The organism is Legionella steigerwaltii (assembly GCF_001468065.1).
Lineage (GTDB): Bacteria > Pseudomonadota > Gammaproteobacteria > Legionellales > Legionellaceae > Legionella > Legionella steigerwaltii.
Genome location: NZ_LNYZ01000013.1, coordinates 531,634 through 554,072 on the forward strand (window position 1 = coordinate 531,634; position 22,439 = coordinate 554,072).

A 22,439-nucleotide genomic window follows, 5' to 3' on the forward strand; every position below is an offset into this window, starting at 1 on the left:
AGGGTGTTCAAATGAATTAACGTAGCTGCAATTATACTACAGAGGTCAATATTATGAGTCAATTTCCGCGCATAAAACGTTTACCCCCCTATGTTTTTAATACTTTAGCACAATTAAAAACAGAAGCGCGGGCGCGTGGAGAAGATATCATTGATTTTGGAATGGGAAATCCTGATCAACCCACACCACCTCACATTGTAAATAAGTTAATCGAAGCGGTACAAAGGCCAGATACCCATCGTTATTCCATGTCTAAAGGAATACCAAGATTAAGACGAGCTATGGCTTCCTGGTATCAACGTAACTATGACGTACAGCTAAATAGTGAAACGCAAATATTAGCTACCATTGGTTCGAAAGAGGGGTTGGCGCATCTGGCATTGGCTATAAGTGGGCCCGGGGATACTGTATTGGTTCCTGATCCAGCGTATCCTATTCATACTTATGGATTTATTATTGCAGGTGCTAATGTAAAACAAATTCCTCTCATTAATGAAACCCAATTTTTAGCTTCAGTAGAGGATACAATTAATCGAAGTTTGCCCAAGCCCAAAGCATTAGTAATTAATTTTCCTGCTAATCCGAGTACACACTGTGTAGATTATTCTTTTTTTGAACAAGTAGTTGATTTAGCAAAAAAACATGAAATTTGGGTGATTCATGATTTAGCTTATGCTGATATTGTCTTTGATGGATATAAAGCGCCTTCAATACTGCAAGTACCAGGTGCTACTGATATTGCAATCGAAACCTATTCAATGTCTAAATCGTATAATATGCCAGGTTGGCGCGTTGGTTTTGCCTGCGGTAATGAAGAATTGGTTGCTGCGCTTACACGAATTAAGTCTTATTTAGATTACGGTACATTTACACCAATCCAAGTTGCGGCTATTGCAGCATTAGATGGTCCTGATGACTGCGTGCATGAAATCAGAGCACTGTATGAAAGCAGACGTAATATTCTTTGTGATGGTTTAAATGAGATCGGTTGGGAAGTTACCCGACCCAAAGCAACTATGTTCGTTTGGGCGCCTATCCCCGCTCATTATCAACACATGGGTTCACTTGAGTTCAGTAAATACTTACTTAAAGAAGCTCATGTTGCTGTATCCCCGGGGATAGGTTTTGGCCAACAAGGCGATAGCTATGTTCGTTTCGGCCTAATAGAAAATAAAGATCGCATGCGGCAAGCATTACGAAATTTAAAATCATTGTTTCGTAGAGATGGATTAATTAAGGCCGAAGAAACATGCATGTTGTGATTGACTCAGAGTGTCATTCTATCCCTGAACAAGCGGGACTACTCACTGCAGAAGGGAATGTATTGCTCAATTTTTTATTGAGCCTTGGCTATGCTCCTGACAACCCACCTTTTGCTGATTTATTAAGACAACATCATCATTTAGAAGGTGAGTGGTTTGTGTTGACTCCCGTTCATTGGGAGGCAACGCATAATGACGCTATGATTGTTACTTTGGCAAGAAATTTACAGTTCGAAGAGAGTGAGTCAAGAGCATGGTTTGATCTATTCTCAGAGTATCTGGCGGAAGAAGAAACAACACTTTTTTATCATGATGCTGGAACATGGCTGCTGAGTAATAATAAAAAATATTCTTTAAATGCAAAACCGCCACATCATTTGCTGCATCAATCTTTAATGCCAGAATTAATTCAACTTGACAATACGATGCATTGGCAAAAATTCATCACCGAAAGCCAAATGCTTTTTGCCTCAAGACCTAACCAGTCATTAATTAATGGCTTGTGGGTTTGGGGAAACTCAAAGCTTGATGAGAAAAAAACAACCAATATTTGTGTTGATGAGCATTTTTTCCCATTTGCACAACTATGTAGTACTCACGTTACTTTGTATCGTCCAGGAATAACACTCAAGGACTATCAAATTCTATTACTCTCGGAGTTTTCTAGTCTAAGTGACCAACATCAAGAAGAATTAAAAATGATGCCAGTTCATTGGTATTGGAATAATACGGCCTACTCGATGAGTACTGGCAGTTGGTACGCTCGTTTATGGAGAAAATTAATTCATGCTTATTAAACAACGCCCCAGACCATCACACATACTCGATTTACCTAATGTTCCTGAGGTATTAAGACGGATATTTGCAAACCGAGGAATCAAGGAATCTTGCCAATTAGATAAACAACTCCAAACATTACTGCCATTTGACAGCTTTAAAGGAATGAAAGAAGCATGCATGCGTTTAGAGAATGCTTTACGTGAACAGCATAGAATTTTGATTATTGGGGATTTTGATGCAGACGGTGCAACCTCAACAGCGCTTGCCGTGAGCACCTTACGCATGATGGGAGCTCAATTTGTTGATTATTTAGTCCCTAATCGATTTGAATTTGGTTATGGTTTAACACCTCAAATAGTTGAAGTAGCCAGTAAATGGAAGCCAGCACTAATTATCACCGTAGATAACGGTATTGCCAGTGTTGAGGGTGTGGATAAAGCAAATCAATTAGGTATCGATGTTTTAATTACTGATCATCATCTACCTGCGGATACTCTTCCTGATGCCTGTGCTATTGTGAATCCAAATCAGCGGGATTGTAAATTTCCCAGTAAATCGATAGCCGGAGTTGGGGTTATCTTTTATGTTATGCTGGCTTTGCGTAGACATTTAGTGAACGCCAATTGGTTTCATGAGATGAATATTAGTGAACCCAATATGGCCAGTTTTTTGGATTTAGTTGCCTTAGGTACAGTAGCTGATGTAGTGGGTTTAGATCAGAATAACCGCATTATGGTAAATCAAGGTCTTGCTAGAATACGACAAGGACAGTGTCGTGTAGGAATTAAGGCCTTGATTGAAGTGTCTGGACGAGAGTATGCACGACTAAGAGAATCCGATTTAGGTTTTGCAATAGCACCAAGGCTCAATGCTGCTGGACGATTGGATGATATGGCTTTAGGTATAGAATGTTTAATTACTACAGATCAGCAGCAAGCTAGAAACTATTGTCAACAACTCGATGAGCTAAATGAAGAAAGAAAACAGATCGAAACAGAAATGAAAGAGCAGGCAATGCTCGCATTGGAAAAACTTACTCTCAGTGCGGAATACAATAACAATCATTTACCCATTGCTTTGTGCCTTTTTGATAAAACTTGGCATCAAGGGGTTATTGGAATTTTAGCAGGACGCGTGAAAGAACGTTATCATCGGCCTGTCATTGCTTTTGCGGAAGTAAGTGAACAGGAATTAAAAGGATCTGCTCGTTCTGTCTCGGATTTAAATATCCGAGATGTATTGGCAGCAATAGATAAGGATCATCCAGGTCTTATCAATAAATTTGGTGGTCATGCTATGGCCGCAGGTTTGAGTATTCATCCAAGCGCTTTCAAAGCATTTAATGAAGCATTAGTTCTCGAAGTGGGTAAGCACATTGATTTATCTCAATGCGAAGGGGAGGTGCTTACTGATGGTCCATTACAGCCTGAGGAATTTAGTATTGAAATCGCTCAATTAATCCAGCAAGCAGGCCCATGGGGACAGCAATTTACTGAGCCTGTTTTTGACAATGTTTTTGAAGTGCTTGATCAACGGTTGGTGGGGAAAAATCACTTGAAAATGACATTGGCGACAACACAAGGTGATCAGCAGGTTGATGCGATTGCGTTCAATGTCGATTTAAAATCTTGGCCAAACCATAGAGTTAAATACATACATGCGGCTTATAAGTTGGATATTAATTTTTACCAGGGCCGGACTCGATTGCAACTGCTTATTCAAGTGATGAATGCTGTAAATAAAGAATAATCTTATTTTCAGTGCCTTGTAGCCTGGGTGCAGCGCAGCGGAACCCGGGTTTTAATAACTCCAGATCCCGGGTTCCGCTGCGCTGCACCCAGGCTACATTTTTAGTTATATTTTTACACAAAATTTTTAATTTCGGTTATAATCAACACTTTTTAACTGAATAACAATAGTGACAAATACTCTGCTTTCTCCTTTGTCTATTGCTCCGATGATTGATTGGACCTACAGTCACTTCCGAGTTTTTATGCGTATTTTGGCTCCTCATGCACTTTTGTATACTGAAATGCAAACTACTGGAGCAATACAAAACAATCCTGTGCGCTCTTTACAATTTAATGTAAAAGAACATCCAATAGCACTTCAGCTGGGTGGTTCGGACCCTGATGCATTAGCGCAATGCGCTCAACGCGCTGAGCAAGAAGGATATGATGAAGTGAATATCAATCTTGGTTGTCCTAGTGATAAAGTTCAGGCCGGACGTTTTGGTGCTTGCTTGATGAAGGAGCCCAAACACGTTGTTGATTGTATTCATGCTATGCGGCAAGCAGTTAGTATTCCTGTTACAGCCAAAACCAGAATAGGTATCGATCATCAAGACAGCTATGAGTTTTTTAGTGATTTTGCTCATCAATTAGTTGAGGCAGGGGCACAAAAGATTATTGTTCATGCGCGTAAGGCTTGGTTAAATGGTTTAAATCCCAAACAAAATCGAACCATTCCACCGGTTAACTATGATTATGTTTATCGACTTAAAAAGGAAATTCCTGAAATTCCTGTGGTAATCAATGGTAATATTTTGAATATAAAAGAAATTAAGGAACATCTTCAAGGTGTCGAAGGGGTGATGCTTGGACGCTTGGCATGTGATAATCCTTTTCAAATAGCGACGATACATCAAGCGCTTTATCCAAAGAATCAAAAGACTACTCGAAGCCAAGTATTTAATCACTATTTGGATTATTTGCTTGAAGAATCCAGCAAAGGTGTTTCCCTTAGTTTGCTGATGAAACCCATATTCAATCTGGTTTTTGGTTTACCTGGCGCCAGCCAATGGAAAAAAAAGCTGATGCTGATTTTGCAAACTAAAAACTTATCTTTGTTTCAAGAATTAAGTGAGTACCTTCAAAATATTGAATTGCACGCAGAGATTTGTTAAGAATCCAATTTTATTTTTTATGACAGTGGAACACCATTCCTTTCTAACTCCTTCGAGTCGCAGCTAGTTCGTGCGCTTAGACCACTTTTGGGGGCGTGATTTCTTAGTAAGAGATATTCTGATATGTACGTCACTTAGCGAGTAAAATATTGTATACTATGAAAAGAAATTGCGGAAAATAATATTTTACTTATCTGTTTGTCAGAAAACTGTTCTTTTTACTATGTTTAAACCATGAAGATGCACTTAAATTAGAAGGTATTCATAGTATTTTCCCCCAAATTTTAGTACATTAACCAATTTGTTATTTGAAATATCCAGAGGATTATTTAGGCCATGCTGAATACGTTGATTAAGAAAATGTTTGGAAGCCGAAATGAGCGTACATTGCGGCGTATGGAAAAGGCGGTGATGGCAATTAATGCGTTTGAGTCACAAATGCAAGCACTAACTGATGCTGAATTAGCCGCAAAAACCCAGCATTTTAAAGCACGTTTTGCAGAGGGAGAAACTCTTGATGAACTATTAGCAGAGGCTTTTGCTACGGTAAGAGAGGTATCTGTACGCACTTTAGGTCTTCGCCATTTTGATGTGCAATTAATTGGTGGAATGGTATTGCATGAAGGCAATATTGCTGAAATGCGAACAGGGGAAGGTAAAACATTAGTAGCTACTTTACCCGCCTATTTGAATGCAATTACCGGACGTGGTGTACATGTTGTTACAGTAAATGATTATCTTGCTAAACGTGACAGCCAATGGATGAAGCCCATATTTGAGTTTTTAGGGTTAACTGTGGGTGTTATTTTCCCTGATATGTCACATCCTGAAAAACAAGAAGCTTATCGTTGTGATATTGTATACGGAACAAACAACGAATATGGTTTTGATTATTTGCGCGATAATATGGCATTTAGTCTCGAAGATAAAGTACAAAGAGAGTTAAACTTTGCCATAGTAGATGAGGTCGACTCAATTCTCATCGATGAAGCGCGGACCCCTCTGATTATCTCAGGTGCAGCTGAAGACAGTTCTGAACTTTATATTAAAATTAATACATTGATTCCCCATTTGAAAAAGCAAGAAGAAGAGGGTGGAGAAGGGGATTATACTGTTGATGAAAAACAAAAGCAGGCGCATCTTACTGATGCAGGCCATCAACATATTGAAGAATTATTAGTTAAGGCAAAACTTCTGGACCATGGTGAGAGTTTGTATCATGCCAGTAATATCATGTTAATGCATCATGTCAATGCCGCATTAAAAGCCCATGCTATGTTTCATCGAGATGTGGATTATATCGTTAAGGATGGACAGGTTATCATCGTTGATGAACATACTGGTCGAACAATGCCTGGTCGAAGATGGTCTGAGGGATTACATCAGGCTGTTGAAGCTAAAGAAGGTACTTCTATTCAAAATGAAAACCAAACCCTTGCTTCAATTACATTCCAGAATTTTTTCCGTATGTATAATAAATTATCGGGAATGACTGGAACAGCCGATACAGAAGCATATGAGTTGCAACAAATTTATAATCTCGATGTGGTTGTAATTCCAACAAATAAACCTATGGTACGCAAAGATGAGTCTGACTTGGTTTATTTAACGCAAAAAGATAAATTTGAGGCGGTTATAGAAGATATCCGCGGTTGTATTGCACGTAAACAGCCGGTTCTTGTAGGTACTGTTTCGATCGAAGCGTCTGAATTTTTAAGTCAGCTTCTTAAAAAAGAAAATATTAAGCATCAAGTACTTAATGCTAAGTTCCATGAAAAGGAAGCACAAATTATTGCTGAAGCAGGTCGTCCTGGTACGGTAACTATCGCTACCAACATGGCTGGTCGAGGAACAGATATTGTGCTAGGCGGAAGTTTGGCTGCAGATTTGGCACAATTGCCTGAAACTGCGAGTACTGAAGAAATAGAAGCTGTAAAAAAATTGTGGCAAAAACGCCATGATGAAGTACTTGCTGCGGGCGGACTAAGAATTATAGGTTCGGAGCGTCATGAGTCACGACGCATTGATAATCAGTTGCGGGGCCGCTCAGGTCGTCAAGGTGATGTGGGAAGCAGTCGATTTTACCTGTCGCTTGAAGATAATTTGATGCGAATATTTGCTTCAGAGCGTGTCGCATCGATGATGCGTCGTTTAGGAATGAAACCTGGTGAGCCGATTGAGCATAGCTTGGTTACGAAAGCAATTGAGAACGCACAGCGTAAGCTGGAAGGTCATCATTTTGATGTCAGAAAGCAACTGTTAGATTATGACAATGTTGCTAATGACCAAAGACAAGTCATTTACACTCAACGTGCCTCAATCATGGAAATGACGGACACTGAGGAAATGATAAATATGATGAGAGAGGAAGTTATCTCAAATCTTGTTGATACTTATGTTCCTCCGCAAAGCTTAGAAGATCAATGGGATCCAAAAGCTTTAAGTGACGTCCTAATGGATGAATTCAAACTTAAAGCACCTGTACTTGAGTGGATTGAAGAAGATCATCATATTCAACCAGAGCAAATTAGAGAAAAAATTCTTGATCTTGCTGCACAGAAGTATGCTGCAAAAGTAAATCAGGCTGGCAGAGCTACAATGTCACAATTTGAAAAGTCTGTGATTTTACAAACATTGGATAATCAATGGCGTGAACATTTGGCTGTAATGGATCAATTGCGTCAAGGTATTCATTTACGAGGTTACGCACAAAAGGATCCAAAACAAGAGTATAAGAAGGAAGCATTTGCGCTGTTTACTACGATGCTTGATAATTTAAAGTATGATGTAATTCGTTTAATTTCTTCAGTTGAAATTCAAACTGAAGAAGACGTTAATGCAGTTGAGGAACAACGACGTGCTGAGCAAGTAAGCAAGATGAACTTACAACATGGCAATTATGCTGATGAAAATGAAGAAGAGGCTCAACCCCAAACATATAGGCGACAAGAAAAGAAGGTGGGTCGAAATGATCCTTGTCCATGTGGTTCGGGTAAAAAATATAAATCTTGCCATGGAAGCCTGGCGTGAACATCACAGTTGCCGTAGCGGTCATAGTTGATGAAGAGCAACGAATCTTAATAACCCAACGTCCTTTTCACGTACCCCACGGAGGATGTTGGGAATTTCCCGGAGGGAAATTGGAGGCAGAAGAGTCATCATCATCTGCATTAATTCGAGAAGTAAAAGAAGAAGTTGGTTTAGAAGTTCATCAATACCAGTTATTGGGCGAAGTAAATCATCATTATCCGGATAAAGCAGTAAACTTAATTATTTTTCTTATCAATCAATTTTCCGGGATGCCTGCATGTTTGGAAGGACAATTGGCCATGAAATGGGTTTATCAACACGAATTAAATCCGGAACATTTCCCTGAAGCAAATCACGAAGTAATTTCAATGGTAAATGATTACTTTGGTAGCCTGGGTGCAGCGTAGCGAAACCCGGGTATAAATCTCCAAGTTTCCCCGGATTTCTTTACATTGCACCCAGGCGACAGCTACAAATTCCCTAATTAAAATCAAGATACAATGGCGCATGATCAGAAACTTCATCATTCATCACAATGAATTGATTCACGACAATATCCGGTGAAGTCAGGATATAATCCGCGTATTTCTCATTTTTTTTATAATAACGAGTTCTTGTTGAGTTGATGTTATTCATTGTAATTAAATTATTCATTCCTTGTTCAATTATATGCATACTTTCCGTATCGGGTCTTAAGTTAAAATCACCACATAATATTTTAGGGGTATTGATGGTATCCATAAAATGCCGAATACGGCATGACTGATTGATTCGCTCTGGGGTATCTTTTTTACCTTGCCCATTCCATAGTCCATGCACATTAAGAATAGAATAAATTTTTTTATTAATTTCACATTCGACCCATTGCAAATTTCTAGGATGATTTAATCCTATTCCTGGGTAATGCTGTTTTTGATGAATGTTTATATCTCCTTCCCCTAAGATATCAATATTATTTTTCAATAACATCGCAATTCCATAAACATTTTCGACAGCAGGTTTAAAAATGGCAAAATGATTAGGGAGGAGCTGTTGTAGATCTGCAAAAATATTTAAGCTAAGTTCTCTATCTTCTTCTGTTACAGTTCTGTGGGCGTTGTAATAAACTTCTTGTAGACAAAATATATCAATATCACGATGCTCACTGATAAATTTTAATAAGGGATCTCTTATATGGCCTCCCCATAAATTTAAAGTAATTAATTTCATTTATTACTGAGTCCCTTGTGTTCGTTATAACTATATTTTTTACTTACAGCCAATTTTGACAAGCGGTAAATATCTATTACACATTCTTAGACTCCTGAAGATATCTATAATGTAAATCGTTTACCCTCTTTGTTAACTGTTCGATCCCCATATTATTAACAATCTTATCATCTGCATTTTCTAAGCGTTTATTGATATCGGGTTGAGTTGATAAAATAGCCTGAGCTTGTTCTTTACTGGATTGATCTCGCTGCATTAATCGTGATATTTGAGTTTCTTTTGGCGCACATACAAGTAAAGTTCGATTGATATAAGGATAAGTTTGTTTCGTAATAAGCAGTGGTATTTCAATGATACAATAAGGTGTGATGCATGCATCAACACGTTTTTTTATCTCTTGACGGATAAGAGGATGTAAGAGTTGTTCAAGCCACTCCCGTTCTTTATGGTCAGAAAATATGATTTCTCTTAGTTTGCTACGATCCAATTCGTCATCTTCTTTAAGAACCCTACGACCATAATGCTCAAGGATTTTACTGTATGCGGCTTTGTTTTTTTGGGTCAGTTCTCTTGATATTTTATCAGCATGAATTACTTCAATACCTAATTTGGAAAAGAGTTCAGCAACAGTAGTTTTCCCACTCGCTATATCACCTGTTAATCCAACACAATAAACCATACTTTTATATCTCATTTTTATTAACGCATGTTACCAAATTGATAAAGCAAGTATAGGGCACAGGGCTTTTCTGTTTGCAATATGCTAAAGCAGCTAATGCAGCATCCTCACGAAACGGATAAAGATTACTTCTCCATCGTAATGCTTCCCTATCAAAAGCAGTGCATCGCCACATAGGCATAACATTTACGCCATTAATGAATCGTATGCAGTTGGCCTTAGACGTTTTGCAAGTAGCAGGCGCCTGGCTATTTTTTTTACACTCGGCATAAGAAAGAGTTAAAGCAATTTTTTGGAAAATGTTTTGTGCAGACCATTTTGTATGAGAGGCATCTTGAGTGGAACATTCCCAATAATTACCTTCGGTGTTTATTGGTTCAGCAAAACTTGGAACTGAGATACCTAGAACAAGCAAAAAATAACATCCTATGTACTTATTCATTTTTTTCTCCCTGAAGCAGTTCAATTAATTGTTCCACATGCAACGCTTTTGAAAAATACCAGCCTTGAAGGAATCGAACCTCGTTTTGTAATAAATAGTTTAGCTGCTCTTTCGTTTCTACACCTTCTGCAATAATAGTTAAATTAATTTTTTTTGCTAAATGAATTATTGCATCATTTAGAGTTTCTGCAATGGCTTTAGTACCTATCGCATGGATGAATAATTTGTCAATTTTCAGATAATTAAAAGGATAATATTGCAAATAACTGATGCTTGAATGTCCTGTTCCATAATCGTCTATAGCCAATGAATAACCGATTTTTCTAAGTTCTTTCATTCTGTTGATGTAAATTTGATCATTCATATCGAGTAAATAACGTTCCGTTACCTCCAATAATATTTGTTTGGGTGAAATTGAATAATGCTTCACAAGTTTATAGAACTCAGAAAAAAATTGATTATCAGTAAAATGCATCGCACAAATATTAAATGATAAATAGAAAGTTGGTTGAGTAGTTAAGATTTTTTTAGCTTCTTTAAATGCTATCTCAATAATCTGTAACGTTATTGGGACAATTAATCCTGTATTTTCAGCTTCTTCTATAAAAAGATCAGGCATTATAATTTCATCATAATTGTCCTGCCATCTTAATAGAACTTCTGCGCCAGAGTAGGTACCGCATTTTGCATCAAATAATGGCTGATAAACAGGATAAAATTGTCTACTTCGAAGAGCCTTCTTTATTGCCCCATGCAAAGAATAATGTTTGTTAAAAATGTTCTTAATTACAAAATATAAGAAAATTGAAAGTACTAAAACATCGAGACCAAGCAAAATTTGGTTATACCATAGATTATTCATTATTACTTGGTTAGGCTCAGTAACTATAAGTAAGATTCCATTAAGACTAGATAGTTTTGCTGTAGCAAATATTCTTTCTGATGCAAAAGATGAGTCAAAAGATAATTTAGTTATCCATGTGTTGTCATTTATTTTTCCCACTTGGATAATTTCTTTTTTTTGATTCGCGTCATATAACGTCACTGTCCGTGAAATATTGTCTGGAATATTCAAGATATTTTCCAGAACTGAGGACATAATTACTATTTCCGCCTGATAATTACCTATTTTTTTTTGTATTGCATAAATTGGATGATTAAATATAGGTGTTTTTAATGGTCCAATAATCGTTTGATGTAGACCATGATTTAAGAGGAAGGCCTGATTGCTAGGTAATGTAGAACATATAATTTGGTGTTTTTGATCACGAATTGCTAGCCCAGAGATTTGTGGGTGATTTATGATGATATGTTGCAGATAAGGAATAAAATCATCGGCACACGTTAGATTGTTCTTTTGATATGACGGAATTTGATTCAAACCTTGAACAATATTATTTATAAATCGATCAACCTTATGTTCTAGTTTATTACTTACTTCCATAACCAAAGTAAAAGAATTTTTGACGCTATTATGCCAATTGATATAAGAAAAGACTAAAAGCAAAAAAAAGGTAAAAAATATCCAGAATAATTTGAATCGCTTGTAGACAAAAAATGTCAGATTTCTGAATATTTTTCGCATAATTTAAGATGTTACATAGGCTCCCTTTATAGAGTGTAGTGTGATTTCCGCTAATTTCCCAATTACTTCATAACTAGTATTTAAAGGAGGAAGCCAATAAAGCGTATTTCCTATTGGTCTTATTAATGCACCATGCTTTAATGCATGTTGATACACTTTATTACCTATTCGATTATGCCCTGTATCTTCAAGATCAGCAGCGACAACTGCTCCAATTCCACGAATATTGCTTAATCTACCTGAAAGTTGCGCTATTTCAGTTAAAGCAGTAAGCATGTATTCCCCTAGATTTTGCGCCTGCATCATTATTTTTTCTTCATGCATAACACGAATAGTTGCTAGTGCCGCACTCACTGCGAGTGGGTTAGCGCTGTAGGTATGTGAATGCAGAAACGATTTTCCGCTTGCATAATCTGCATAAAAAAGATCGAAAATAGAACTGTCAATCATGATACAGCTTAAAGGAATGGATCCGGAAGTTAGTCCTTTGGATAAACAAATCAGATCCGGTTCTACATCTGCATGATGTGAAGCAAGCCATTTGCCTGTGCGTCCCATTCCGGTCATTATTTCGTCAGAAATGAGATAAATATCTTTGCTTTTGGCCCAGGACGATAGTTTTTTAAGAAAATCGGGGCTATAACATAGCATCCCTCCAGCGCCTTGAATCAATGGTTCAATAATAATGGCGCAGACTTTGTCGCACACTGCTTCTAATTCTTTTTCAACAGCAGACCAATACGAATCACAATTGCTCCATAGGGAGTCTTCTTTTCCGGAAATATAAGGAATATTTTGAATAAAATGACAGGTTAGTCCAAATGACGTATAGGGAGCTTTGTAAATGCCCAAATCACTGATACTCATTGCGCCCAGTGTTTCCCCATGATATCCATTTTTAAGTGCAATAAATTGATTCCTATCTGTAAAACCCTTGATTTGATTCGCATGGATCGTCAATTTCATTGCTATTTCAACTGCGCTGGAGCCATCACTGGCAAAGAAGGTATGTTGTTTCTTAGTAATTTTAGTGAGCTCTTCTGCTAACTCAACGAGTTGTGGGTGTGTGGTATTAGCTGCAATGACATGTTCAAAACGATTAAGCTGTTCTGTTATTGCTGTCATCACAGCAGGATGGCCATGACCTAAAGATTTACACCACCAGCTGGAGATGGCATCAATCAATGGGCCTTTATCGGTATAAAGATAGCTACCTTGTGCTTTTTCAATAAGGAGAGGAGGACAGGTTTCAAAATCTTTCATTTGTGTACAAGGGTGCCAAAAGTGTTTCAAATCTCTACTAATTAATTGATGTACGTTAACCATTTTAAAAATTTTGGTTGACAAGATTAAGCGGCACTTTATCATGTTCGCTAGGTAAATAAAATGAGAAATATGGAATGCAGCTGGGCTTTTCTTTGCTTGCCTAAGCTGTTTTTAATATCCTTGAGAGGAGGAACTGTTGTGACTCAAGCTAAGAAGCACTGGTCTATTTCTGAAATTACAGCGCTTTATGAACAACCATTTAATGATTTGTTGCACCAGGCATCTACGGTGCATAGAGCAAATCATCAACCGAATTCATTGCAATTTGCCTCCTTGCTTAGCATTAAAACGGGTGCTTGTCCTGAAGATTGTGGTTATTGTTCACAGAGTGGCCATTATAAGACGCATGTTGAAAAAGAAAAATTGATGTCTGTTGAAGATGTCTTAAAATGTGCAAAAGAAGCAAAAGAGGGTGGGGCACAACGTTTTTGCATGGGTGCTGCTTGGCGCTGTCCACCAGATAAAGTTATGGATAACTTGAAAGAAATGGTTAAAGGCGTTAAGGCATTAGGATTAGAAACCTGTATGACTTTAGGGATGCTCAATCAAGAACAAGCAACCTCTTTAAAGGAAGCTGGATTGGATTATTATAACCATAACATTGATACCTCACCTTCATACTATGAAAAAGTAGTAACAACACGCAAATTTAGTGAGCGTCTTGAAACTTTGGAACATGTAAGAAGCGCTGGGATAGGTGTCTGTTGCGGGGGAATATTGGGTCTAGGCGAAACAAGAGAAGATCGAATAGAGTTTTTATTTACTCTTGCCAATATGGAGTCACCCCCAGAAAGTGTTCCAATAAATCGTCTTATTCCAGTGGAAGGGACTCCTCTTGCAAAGGCAGCACAAGTTGAAGGGATTGAATTAGTTCGGACTATTGCGACAGCGCGAATATTAATGCCCCAAAGTATGGTCAGATTATCCGCTGGCAGAGTGGGAATGAGTGAGGAGTTACAAGCTCTATGTTTCTATGCTGGAGCTAATTCTGTGTGGTTGGGTGATAAACTTCTCACTGAAGAAAATCCACAACGGACTAAGGATAAAACTCTTTTTGACAAGCTAGGTTTAACTGAGATGGTATAAATGGCTATAAGTCATAAGATTAAGGATTATACGAATCAGTTAGCACATGAAGGACTATTAAGAAATAGACTAATCAATGCTGACGACTCGTCATTAATTCATTTTGACAGCAATGATTATTTATCGTTAGCCAAAGACAAACGTATTTCAGAAGGTTACCAGCGTGGGTATGCCTTATATCCTGCAGGTAGCGGTGCCTCGATGTTGTTGAGTGGGTATCACCCGAATCACCGAGCAGTTGAAGAGGCATTTGCTAACTTATTGGCGGTAGATGATTGCATTTTATTTTCCTCAGGATATGCGGCAAATCTCGCAGTTACGGCGTTACTTGGTAAATTAAAAGTACATTGTTTTATTGATAAAGAAATACACGCATCAATTTATGATGGATTAGCTTTATCACAAGTAAACTACACACGCTATTTGCATAATAATTTAGATGATTTAGCTCGTAAATTAATAGCTTCAGTCAAATGCTCTGCTTTAATTACGGAGGGTGTTTTTAGTATGAGTGGCCAATTGGCCCCTTTAGCAAAACTGTCTTCTCTTTGTAGAATGAACCAAAGCTCACTCTTAGTTGATGAAGCGCATTCATTTGGAATCTTAGGAACTCAAGGAAGGGGGGCAGTATCACATCACGGTTTAACTCAAAATGAAGTCCCATTAAGGATTATTCCGTTAGGAAAAGCCTATGCCGCTCAAGGTGCACTTGTTGCTGGTAAAGCAGACTGGATTTATGCTTTATTACAAGCAGGGCGTTCAGTTATTTATTCAACTGCTGTAAGCCCAGCCTTAAGTTATGGCTTATTACATGCTTTGGAATTTATAGTTAATGCGGAGGAGAGGAGGTCGAAACTAACACAATTAATCACTTTATTTAGATCATATATTAAACAGTCTCCTTTAACTTGGGCTGATTCTATGAGTCCAATTCAACAACTTCAATTAGGTTGCCCACATTCAGCATTATATTATGATCGAGAGTTGAAAAAACAAGGGATTAGTTGTTGTGCTATAAGGAAACCTACAGTAAGTACAAAAGCATCCGGTTTGCGTATCATATTGAATTACAATCACACTCCGGAACAGATCCGTGAGTTATTTGAAAAGTTAAGTTTTATTTATGAACATAAAAATTCATAGTTACGGAAAAGGATTTCCTCTGGTTTTTTTTCATGGATGGGGATTTGACAGTCATGTTTGGTTGCCATTAGTGCCTAAACTCTCTATGGATTACCAGCTTATATTAATTGATTTGCCAGGTTTTGGTCATAGTCCAATCATGGACTGGAATGTATTTAAACAGTTTTTAGTGAATCAATTACCTAACCAGTTTGCATTAATAGGTTGGTCTATGGGTGGGTTATATGCCACTCGTTTAGCAGTAGAAGAACCTAATCGAGTAGAGTATCTTATTAACGTGACCTCATCGCCACGATTTTTACATAGAAATTTATGGCCAGGTGTTTCTCAAGAGGTATTTAAAAAATTTTATAAAAAATTATTGGAAGAACCAAGTGCTACCCTAAAAGAATTTATGGAGCTTAATGGATTAGCGATCAATGATAGACTGCAACATCTCCCAGATAAACTTCCATCTCCTGAAGGGTTAGAGTTAGGTCTTAAAACTCTAGAAACTTGGGATTTACGTGAGGAGCTAAAACAGTTCGGCAAGCCCGCATGTTTTATGTTTGGTCGACTTGATCCTATTGTTCCGATTAAAACAATGAATTCCATGCAAGTGAACTATCCTGAGTTTAATTATATACTGTTCAAACGTGCTGCACACATGCCTTTTTTATCTCATGTGGATTTATTTATCGAAGAAATCCGAGGATTTATTAAATGAAGCGTTTCTTTATTACTGGCACTGATACTGATTGTGGTAAAACTTATGTAACAACCCAGTTGTTAAATTATTTTTCATCGGCAGCTGCAATTAAACCCATTGCAAGTGGATGTATGGAGATAGAAAATAAGCTGGTCAACAGTGATGCGGAGCATTTACAAAAAAATAGTAAGAAAAGTATCAGCATGGAAGTAATAAATCCCTGGCGATTTAAATTGCCTGTTTCACCTCATATTGCTGCAGAGAGTGAAGGAGTTTGTTTATCCCTTACTGAAATAGCAGATTATTGCCTCAATTTGCAGTTGGATGGGATTGAAACATTATTTATTGAGGGTGCGGGTGGATTAATGGTGCCTTTAAATGACCACGACACTTGGATTGATTTTTTACAAATCACTAAAATCCCAGTTATTTTAGTAGTTGGGATGAAATTGGGATGTATTAATCATGCATTGTTGACGGAAGCTGCTTTGCTTGCAAATAACATTCAATGCACGGGTTGGATTGCCAATTGCATTGACCCAAACATGCAGGCTTTATCCGCTAATATTGCAACGTTAAACCGAAAACTTACTTCCCCTCTTTTGGCAAAAGTACCATTTGGAGGGGATTTAACAATGATTGATTTTTTATAGCTAAATTATTGACATCCAATTTTTTACTTTTCCTGCCCATTTTCTTGAGTAAATAATTTAGCTAAAGCAATAAGACAAGGTGTTCCCATAGTAAAAACAGTGATCAGTGACAAACTATAGATTAAGTCATGCAATGCTCCTGAATAATTTTCAGGAGAAGCAATAGGCTCAGACACACCACCTACCCAAGGTACTAAAATAATAGACAGTGCCATGATCGCATAATAAATAAGTGGTTGACTCCAAAATGCTTTGCATGTGTTGTGTGGGTTTTTTTCAGGATAATATGAGGCAAAAAGTTGATATAAAAACATAAAAATAAATACAGTAAAAAACCAGCCTACATAATTTTGTATACCAATCCCAAAATAAGGTCCTCCTTGAGGCCAAATCCAATCACCTGCAACGGTAGACTCATAAGGGTCTAAACAGAGATCCCATCCAACCATTAACATTGCACCAATCAATGTGCTAAAAAATAGGGCTGATTTTTTAGGAGTTCCCTTAATGCCTAAAATCAAACGAGCTGTCATTAAACTGGAATAACCCATAGCAACATAGGATACCTGAATCATAAAAGGCACTCCTAATAATTTAGGTCCTAGATGATTCGTATAATGATACCGGCCGAATATTGCACCAGTAGCAACGCCAGTGGCTTCAGAGCAAAAACTAAAAATCCATGTGATCACGAGAAAAACGAGGATGTTTCTAACACCCCATCCGATTATCCCATGTATTAGCATAAATAAGAATGCCAGTAACATCGTAAGAATTGAATTTGTTGTATAACTGATGCTGAGCCAAGGTGAAAAGATAAGAAGAAAAATAATTGCAAGAAATAAAAAATTTATAGAGAGCAAACTCTGCTGACACTTAATATCCTTGAACATTTGAACATTCCTTGTTGAGCTTTTCTCAACCATAATAGCATACCACAAAAAATATACCGCCTACTTGTTGTTTCAATGCCACTATTGTATGTTAATGAAGAATTCATTTAATGAAAGGGAAAATAATGTTTACACGGGATAAGTTGATCCAATCAGTAATGACTACTTTTTTTATTCTCATTGCAACTGGAAGTTCAGCTGCCGATACCAATGATACGAGTGCTGCAACAGAAAAATGTTATGGAATTGCGAAAAAGGGAATGAACGATTGTGCTACTGCAACTGCATCATGCGCTTCCTCTGCTACTAAAGACCGACAAAAAGATGCTTTTATTTTGTTACCAAAAGGACTATGTGAACGGATTGTTGGTGGTAATCTCAAACCTGAATAAGTAATTAAAATTGATTTAGAATTCACATTGAAAATAAGGAAATTGATTATGAAGCAAATTCTAAGCGGCTTGTCCACATTATTGTTTATGGCATTCACTTTCTCTGCGCCAATTTATGCTGCACCCGAAACGTTTACTTTAGATAAAAATCATACTTTTGTACTGTGGAGTATTGATCACTTGGGCTTTTCAACTCAGTATGGTAAATGGTACGCAACAGGTAAATTGATTCTTGATAAAGATAATCCAAGTCAAAGTAAAGTCGATGTGAAAATTGATGTTGCTAATATGGTTACTGGTATTCCAGAATTGGATAAGCATTTAAAAAGTAAGTTGTTTTTTGATACAGAACATTTTCCTACCGCAACTTTTGTCAGCAATAAAGTTACCCCTCAAGGTAATAATAAAGCAACAGTTGATGGTACCCTAACATTGCGCGGGGTAAGTAAACCAGTGGTGTTGGATGTTACCTTAAATAAAGAAGGAATGAATCCAATTACCAATAAAATGTCAGTTGGCTTTACAGCCATGACCTCTATAAAACGCTCTGATTTCGGGATAAATGCTTTTCTGCCTTCTGTAGGTGATAAAGTTGATATTTCAATTGGTGCAGAAGCATATCAGGATAAAAAATAGGACCTCTTATGCAAATCAAAAACAGCACAACTCACTTTGGTATTGTTACTATAATACTTCATTGGATTATTGCTCTGTTAATTATTGGATTGTTGGTTTTGGGGTTGTACATGGTATCTTTACCATGGAACCCCCAAAGATTGAAGTTCTATGGATGGCATAAAGAGTATGGTTTATTAGTCCTTTTTTTAGCGATTTTTAGAATTATTTGGCGACTGAGTAATGAGCAGCCTGAACTTGCTTTGCCTTGGCTGGAAAAAATTGCTGCGCGCAGTATGCACTGGGCATTTTACGTGTTTATGTTTGCCATGCCAATTACTGGTTGGTTAATTACTTCAGCCGCTGGATTACCTGCATCATTTTTTGGACTATTTACCTTACCTAACCTTATAGCACCTGATGAAAGTAACAGAGTTTTATTTCAATGGATCCATGAATGGTTAGGGTACGCGCTCATTGCAGCGATCTGTATGCACACAGCTGCAGCTCTAAAACATCACTTTATTAACAAGGATGATATATTACGGAGAATGTTCCCATGAAAATAATAAAGTATTTTATCTTTCTATTTTTTTTGAATAGTACCTATGCGAATGCTTTACCTGAATGGACACTTGTTCCTAATGAAAGCAGTATAAGCTTCACTGCAACACAAAATAACGCACCTGTTACTGGCTCATTTAAAGAGTTTTCTGCAACAATAGAGGCAGACCCTGCTCATTATCAAGACAGTAAAGTAGATGTAGTAGTGAACATTAACTCACTTACAACTGCATATGCCGAAATAACCTCAATATTAGTCAGTTCAGATTGGTTTAACGCCAAAGAGTTTCCAAAAGCTGAATTTAAATCAACTAAGTTCACTAAAAAGGATGATAAGAATTACGAAGCGGCTGGAACATTAACCATAAAGAATAAATCGATGCCAGTAACACTTACCTTTACAGCGGTTGAGTCCCCTAAAGATCATCTGGTTGTTGAAGGACATACTACTGTAAAACGATTGGATTTTGGTATAGGACAAGGCGATTGGTCTAGTACGAGTGAAATAAAAGATGAGGTAACTATAAATTTTAAAGCGGTTGCTGAGCGCAAGAAATAATAATATTAATGTTATAGAGAACTTAAAATGTAGCTTTGTAGCCTGGGTGCAGTGTAGCGTAACCCGAGATTTTTGAAAAAGACAATGTAAATTTTATTAAAGTATGAAAATAATAATGCCTGATCATTAGAAAGTCAGGCATTTAAACGGCGATTAAACATTATGATGCAAATACCATTTTTTCTTTAATTCAAGAAACTTAGCTTTTTGTTTTTCATTTAAAAGGGAAAACATCTGATGCTGCATCATTATTCTACTTTTTAACATGGAGCCTCTAATTTTGTTTATTTTTTCGATTAGAGTATCAAGTTTTGCTTCATCAATTTTATCAGATTGGATCATAGAGCTAATTTGACTACGCAATAATCTGAGTTGAGCATAATTTTCTTTGAGTGAAGCCATAGCTTTTTCTTTGTATGCTTTTATCTTGGCTTTTTGATCTGCAGAGAGACTTAATTCTTGGGCTAACCTATCAAATCGATGATGAGAATTACAGTGTTTTGAGTCACCAATACATGCAAAACCTGGCTGACTTATGGCCATTACTAGTGCGATGGTTGATAACCAGAGAAGTTTTTTACTCATTATCCATTCCTCATAATAATTATACCAACTTTCCTGTTTTGTCCTTTGTCATCGACGATGACTTTATTGGAGTATAGACTATAGTATGAATAAATACAGTATGTTAGAGCCAATCTATAAACAGGTAATTCCAATCTATTTTGGCCAAGTAATCAGGTTATGCATGTACTGGCTAATCCCTTTAATTTTTTTCCTTAAGTGAGGTGGTGATGATTGGGGTAACCGATAATCAGGAAGAGCTAATTTTATTTTTTTATTTTTAGCAAGACTAAAGATTACTGCATCATGAGAAAGCTTTTCTAGTTCCTCTACTAATTTCTGCGTGTACTCATCTTGTTTATGTTCTTGAATATTTATTAAAATTTTTTTAAATTGTAAAATATTGAATTCATTTTTTTTATTAAAACAACTTAATATAAGTTTAAGATCTGCTATTTTGGGATAATTTTTTTCTCTTGAAACAGATGGACTTGGGATTGGTGTGACTTTTTGGATGTATTCTTCTACATCACTTCTTATTATAGAAAAAGTAGTAGGTAGGCTTAAAGCCAATTCCTTTTGTCGCGCAACAAGCAATTTAGTACGCGAAGTTTGTAATTTTTTCCCGGAATCTAACCATGAAGAATCATTTAATTCTCCTTCATCAACACCAAGAAATTTGAGCATTCCTAAAACATTTTCATGCAAAGGGATAGAATTTTGTGAGCAAAAAGCATTTTGCAAGCCATAATGATTAAAAGAGTGGGGTTGGATATCTTTGATAAATTTATCCGCACTCACAACATATCCATCAAATAGGGCATTCGATATCTGTATTGGCCCCGTTGTACATACAACAATTGATTTAAGATAAAGATCACGTTCCTTTTGCATTAAGTATGATAAGAATTTATCATCTTTTTTTTCTAAAATACGTTTAATTAAGGAATATTCCTTATTAAAAAAAAGATATTTTACAAGGTTCAGTTGAGCATGTAGATCGTTTCTCAATCTTTTTATCACTTCCATATGAGTTTCTTGCGGATATACTTTATTAAAATCTAAAAATTTATTTTTATCTGTCATTACCTCATTAATGTATTTTCTGATATTTAATGAAGAATTAGATGTATCTGGTGGAATAATTTCTTTCGATTTTGCTATATAAAGTGACTCAGAACGATTTTTCATGAATTTTAAGAGATAACGATTTATAAAACTGTCTTTGCTTAATTCAGTTTCAGTACGCTCAATGAAGTCAGTATCATAATGAGATAGTCTGGCAATAAGCCCGCTTTGCACTCGTTCGATATCTTTCGCTGCTGCTATTGCGTCTACTATAGCAACAAAATCGTTATTTGCGAGAATAAATTCTTTGCTTCTTATTTTTAAGCTGCCAATGTTGAGTAGTATTGGCATTTCAGTCGGAATGAGTTTAGGAAGATGTGAGGTATCAACCGGAAAGTCAAAGTCGGTATAAGTACCTTTTTTAAATATTGGGGAAAGCCATCTTAAAATATCACTTGCAACAGCTAAATTTCCACCTGCTTTTAAATTACAAATTTCATCTTTATAGAACTCGTATAATTTTTTTTCATTATATGATTGAAGTGAAGAATGAATTGCGTTCGCATCGATGAAGACGATACGATGTTCCCTGCAAAATTCGCGAAGCGCATTAATTGATGTCTGAGTGAGTAGGGTAGATTCATATACCAAATGAATGGTATCGTCAGGATTTTTCTCCCGCATTTCAATAAGACGAATTTGGTTCTCCAAGTTCATGAATACATTTGGATTATTGCTTAACCAGATTTTTACATGTAATTTTGGGTTATATTGATACATTTTTTTTCTTTATTTTAGAGTTCAATAAATTACCGCATATAAAAAGCCAGTTTTTCGTATACTCTGTACGACCAAAAGGAATCATTAATAAAAAGCTTAGCACAAGATAAAAAAAAAGATTTGACGCTAAATTCAATTGATGAATTTCGCCGAATGTGTTATAAATGTCGCGCTTTTAAATACACACACGTTTCGTCACATACGATAGGGTCCCGT

22 protein-coding genes are annotated in these 22,439 nt (G+C 36.7%); 14 read left to right on the forward strand and 8 right to left on the reverse strand.

Annotated elements, in window-relative coordinates; genetic code table 11:
• Window positions 1–53: 53 nt before the first annotated feature.
• The 6 genes from alaC (at window position 54) to mutT (ending at window position 8,384) form a co-directional block, all read left to right on the forward strand.
• The gene (alaC, locus tag Lstg_RS10145; RefSeq protein ID WP_058477544.1) at window positions 54–1,262 is read left to right on the forward strand and encodes an alanine transaminase; all 1,209 of its coding nucleotides are present in this window, start codon (window positions 54–56) and stop codon (window positions 1,260–1,262) included.
• Window positions 1,250–2,059 carry a hypothetical protein gene (locus Lstg_RS10150; protein WP_058477545.1) on the forward strand — a complete coding sequence of 270 codons (810 nt, stop codon included), beginning with the start codon at window positions 1,250–1,252 and terminating at the stop codon, window positions 2,057–2,059. Before alaC ends, Lstg_RS10150 begins: the two co-directional genes overlap by 13 nt.
• The gene (gene recJ / locus Lstg_RS10155) at window positions 2,049–3,791 is read left to right on the forward strand and encodes a single-stranded-DNA-specific exonuclease RecJ (RefSeq protein ID WP_058477546.1); all 1,743 of its coding nucleotides are present in this window, start codon (window positions 2,049–2,051) and stop codon (window positions 3,789–3,791) included. Before Lstg_RS10150 ends, recJ begins: the two co-directional genes overlap by 11 nt.
• A 208-nt stretch (window positions 3,792–3,999) precedes the next feature.
• A complete protein-coding gene (dusA, locus tag Lstg_RS10160) occupies window positions 4,000–4,947 on the forward strand; it encodes a tRNA dihydrouridine(20/20a) synthase DusA (protein ID WP_415583197.1) in 948 nt (315 codons plus the stop codon).
• A gap of 336 nt (window positions 4,948–5,283) precedes the next feature.
• Complete coding sequence (secA, locus tag Lstg_RS10165) at window positions 5,284–7,977, forward strand: preprotein translocase subunit SecA (RefSeq protein WP_058477548.1); 2,694 nt, start codon at window positions 5,284–5,286, stop codon at window positions 7,975–7,977.
• A complete protein-coding gene (mutT, locus tag Lstg_RS10170; protein ID WP_058477549.1) occupies window positions 7,974–8,384 on the forward strand; it encodes an 8-oxo-dGTP diphosphatase MutT in 411 nt (136 codons plus the stop codon). The genes secA and mutT overlap by 4 nt, the downstream gene beginning before the upstream one ends.
• Before the next feature lie 73 nt (window positions 8,385–8,457).
• Here mutT and Lstg_RS10175 read toward each other — a convergent pair whose 3' ends face one another.
• The 5 genes from Lstg_RS10175 to bioA form a co-directional block, all read right to left on the reverse strand.
• Window positions 8,458–9,186 carry an endonuclease/exonuclease/phosphatase family protein gene (locus tag Lstg_RS10175; protein ID WP_058477550.1) on the reverse strand — a complete coding sequence of 243 codons (729 nt, stop codon included), beginning with the start codon at window positions 9,184–9,186 and terminating at the stop codon, window positions 8,458–8,460.
• Between the two features lie 76 nt (window positions 9,187–9,262).
• Entirely contained in the window at window positions 9,263–9,865 is a 603-nt protein-coding gene (gene coaE / locus Lstg_RS10180) for a dephospho-CoA kinase (protein ID WP_058477551.1), read from the reverse strand.
• Between the two features lie 4 nt (window positions 9,866–9,869).
• The gene (locus Lstg_RS10185) at window positions 9,870–10,307 is read right to left on the reverse strand and encodes a hypothetical protein (RefSeq protein ID WP_058477552.1); all 438 of its coding nucleotides are present in this window, start codon (window positions 10,305–10,307) and stop codon (window positions 9,870–9,872) included.
• Window positions 10,300–11,751, reverse strand: a complete 1,452-nt coding sequence (locus tag Lstg_RS10190) for an EAL domain-containing protein (RefSeq protein WP_238585408.1) — start codon at window positions 11,749–11,751, stop codon at window positions 10,300–10,302. Before Lstg_RS10190 ends, Lstg_RS10185 begins: the two co-directional genes overlap by 8 nt.
• Before the next feature lie 144 nt (window positions 11,752–11,895).
• A complete protein-coding gene (bioA, locus tag Lstg_RS10195) occupies window positions 11,896–13,218 on the reverse strand; it encodes an adenosylmethionine--8-amino-7-oxononanoate transaminase (protein WP_058477554.1) in 1,323 nt (440 codons plus the stop codon).
• A gap of 138 nt (window positions 13,219–13,356) precedes the next feature.
• On the opposite strand from bioA, the gene bioB reads away from it, so the two are divergent.
• Genes bioB through bioD form a run of 4 tightly spaced genes read left to right on the forward strand, consistent with a single transcriptional unit; the run spans window position 13,357 to window position 16,788 of the window.
• Window positions 13,357–14,304, forward strand: coding sequence for a biotin synthase BioB (gene bioB / locus Lstg_RS10200; RefSeq protein ID WP_058477692.1), 948 nt, complete (start codon window positions 13,357–13,359; stop codon window positions 14,302–14,304).
• A complete protein-coding gene (locus Lstg_RS10205; RefSeq protein WP_058477555.1) occupies window positions 14,305–15,447 on the forward strand; it encodes an aminotransferase class I/II-fold pyridoxal phosphate-dependent enzyme in 1,143 nt (380 codons plus the stop codon).
• Window positions 15,428–16,153 carry an alpha/beta fold hydrolase gene (locus Lstg_RS10210; RefSeq protein WP_058477556.1) on the forward strand — a complete coding sequence of 242 codons (726 nt, stop codon included), beginning with the start codon at window positions 15,428–15,430 and terminating at the stop codon, window positions 16,151–16,153. Before Lstg_RS10205 ends, Lstg_RS10210 begins: the two co-directional genes overlap by 20 nt.
• A complete protein-coding gene (gene bioD / locus Lstg_RS10215; RefSeq protein ID WP_058477557.1) occupies window positions 16,150–16,788 on the forward strand; it encodes a dethiobiotin synthase in 639 nt (212 codons plus the stop codon). The genes Lstg_RS10210 and bioD overlap by 4 nt, the downstream gene beginning before the upstream one ends.
• Before the next feature lie 23 nt (window positions 16,789–16,811).
• On the opposite strand, the gene Lstg_RS10220 is transcribed toward bioD, so the two are convergent.
• On the reverse strand, window positions 16,812–17,681 hold the full coding sequence (locus tag Lstg_RS10220) for a carotenoid biosynthesis protein (RefSeq protein WP_058477558.1): 870 nt from the start codon (window positions 17,679–17,681) through the stop codon (window positions 16,812–16,814).
• Window positions 17,682–17,806: 125 nt separating this feature from the next.
• On the opposite strand from Lstg_RS10220, the gene Lstg_RS10225 reads away from it, so the two are divergent.
• Genes Lstg_RS10225 through Lstg_RS10240 form a run of 4 tightly spaced genes read left to right on the forward strand, consistent with a single transcriptional unit; the run spans window position 17,807 to window position 19,811 of the window.
• Window positions 17,807–18,073 carry a BufA1 family periplasmic bufferin-type metallophore gene (locus Lstg_RS10225; RefSeq protein ID WP_058477559.1) on the forward strand — a complete coding sequence of 89 codons (267 nt, stop codon included), beginning with the start codon at window positions 17,807–17,809 and terminating at the stop codon, window positions 18,071–18,073.
• 48 nt (window positions 18,074–18,121) lie between these two features.
• Window positions 18,122–18,709 (forward strand): YceI family protein, encoded by a 588-nt coding sequence (locus Lstg_RS10230; protein WP_058477560.1) that lies wholly within the window; start codon window positions 18,122–18,124, stop codon window positions 18,707–18,709.
• Window positions 18,710–18,717: 8 nt separating this feature from the next.
• Complete coding sequence (locus Lstg_RS10235) at window positions 18,718–19,251, forward strand: cytochrome b (protein WP_058477561.1); 534 nt, start codon at window positions 18,718–18,720, stop codon at window positions 19,249–19,251.
• Window positions 19,248–19,811 carry a YceI family protein gene (locus tag Lstg_RS10240; RefSeq protein WP_058477562.1) on the forward strand — a complete coding sequence of 188 codons (564 nt, stop codon included), beginning with the start codon at window positions 19,248–19,250 and terminating at the stop codon, window positions 19,809–19,811. Before Lstg_RS10235 ends, Lstg_RS10240 begins: the two co-directional genes overlap by 4 nt.
• A gap of 153 nt (window positions 19,812–19,964) precedes the next feature.
• Here the strand turns inward: Lstg_RS10240 and Lstg_RS10245 are convergent, their stop codons facing one another.
• Together Lstg_RS10245 and Lstg_RS10250 are read right to left on the reverse strand one after the other, a co-directional pair.
• The gene (locus Lstg_RS10245; protein ID WP_058477563.1) at window positions 19,965–20,396 is read right to left on the reverse strand and encodes a Spy/CpxP family protein refolding chaperone; all 432 of its coding nucleotides are present in this window, start codon (window positions 20,394–20,396) and stop codon (window positions 19,965–19,967) included.
• Window positions 20,397–20,531: 135 nt separating this feature from the next.
• Entirely contained in the window at window positions 20,532–22,223 is a 1,692-nt protein-coding gene (locus Lstg_RS10250) for a glycosyltransferase family 88 protein (protein WP_058477564.1), read from the reverse strand.
• Window positions 22,224–22,439 lie beyond the last annotated feature (216 nt).

What these genes read in the sequence shown, in the direction of transcription:
- Lstg_RS10220 (WP_058477558.1), bottom strand. Translation starts at nt 17,681, where the DNA reads ATGTTCAAGGATATTAAGTGTCAGCAGAGTTTGCTCTCTATAAATTTT.
- recJ (WP_058477546.1), top strand. Translation starts at nt 2,049, where the DNA reads ATGCTTATTAAACAACGCCCCAGACCATCACACATACTCGATTTACCT.
- dusA (WP_415583197.1), top strand. Translation starts at nt 4,000, where the DNA reads ATGATTGATTGGACCTACAGTCACTTCCGAGTTTTTATGCGTATTTTG.
- Lstg_RS10205 (WP_058477555.1), top strand. Translation starts at nt 14,305, where the DNA reads ATGGCTATAAGTCATAAGATTAAGGATTATACGAATCAGTTAGCACAT.
- Lstg_RS10175 (WP_058477550.1), bottom strand. Translation starts at nt 9,186, where the DNA reads ATGAAATTAATTACTTTAAATTTATGGGGAGGCCATATAAGAGATCCC.
- Lstg_RS10150 (WP_058477545.1), top strand. Translation starts at nt 1,250, where the DNA reads ATGCATGTTGTGATTGACTCAGAGTGTCATTCTATCCCTGAACAAGCG.
- coaE (WP_058477551.1), bottom strand. Translation starts at nt 9,865, where the DNA reads ATGGTTTATTGTGTTGGATTAACAGGTGATATAGCGAGTGGGAAAACT.
- Lstg_RS10230 (WP_058477560.1), top strand. Translation starts at nt 18,122, where the DNA reads ATGAAGCAAATTCTAAGCGGCTTGTCCACATTATTGTTTATGGCATTC.
- Lstg_RS10245 (WP_058477563.1), bottom strand. Translation starts at nt 20,396, where the DNA reads ATGAGTAAAAAACTTCTCTGGTTATCAACCATCGCACTAGTAATGGCC.
- secA (WP_058477548.1), top strand. Translation starts at nt 5,284, where the DNA reads ATGCTGAATACGTTGATTAAGAAAATGTTTGGAAGCCGAAATGAGCGT.
- Lstg_RS10190 (WP_238585408.1), bottom strand. Translation starts at nt 11,751, where the DNA reads ATGGAAGTAAGTAATAAACTAGAACATAAGGTTGATCGATTTATAAAT.
- Lstg_RS10210 (WP_058477556.1), top strand. Translation starts at nt 15,428, where the DNA reads ATGAACATAAAAATTCATAGTTACGGAAAAGGATTTCCTCTGGTTTTT.
- Lstg_RS10185 (WP_058477552.1), bottom strand. Translation starts at nt 10,307, where the DNA reads ATGAATAAGTACATAGGATGTTATTTTTTGCTTGTTCTAGGTATCTCA.
- Lstg_RS10240 (WP_058477562.1), top strand. Translation starts at nt 19,248, where the DNA reads ATGAAAATAATAAAGTATTTTATCTTTCTATTTTTTTTGAATAGTACC.
- Lstg_RS10225 (WP_058477559.1), top strand. Translation starts at nt 17,807, where the DNA reads ATGTTTACACGGGATAAGTTGATCCAATCAGTAATGACTACTTTTTTT.
- bioD (WP_058477557.1), top strand. Translation starts at nt 16,150, where the DNA reads ATGAAGCGTTTCTTTATTACTGGCACTGATACTGATTGTGGTAAAACT.
- bioA (WP_058477554.1), bottom strand. Translation starts at nt 13,218, where the DNA reads ATGGTTAACGTACATCAATTAATTAGTAGAGATTTGAAACACTTTTGG.
- alaC (WP_058477544.1), top strand. Translation starts at nt 54, where the DNA reads ATGAGTCAATTTCCGCGCATAAAACGTTTACCCCCCTATGTTTTTAAT.
- Lstg_RS10235 (WP_058477561.1), top strand. Translation starts at nt 18,718, where the DNA reads ATGCAAATCAAAAACAGCACAACTCACTTTGGTATTGTTACTATAATA.
- Lstg_RS10250 (WP_058477564.1), bottom strand. Translation starts at nt 22,223, where the DNA reads ATGTATCAATATAACCCAAAATTACATGTAAAAATCTGGTTAAGCAAT.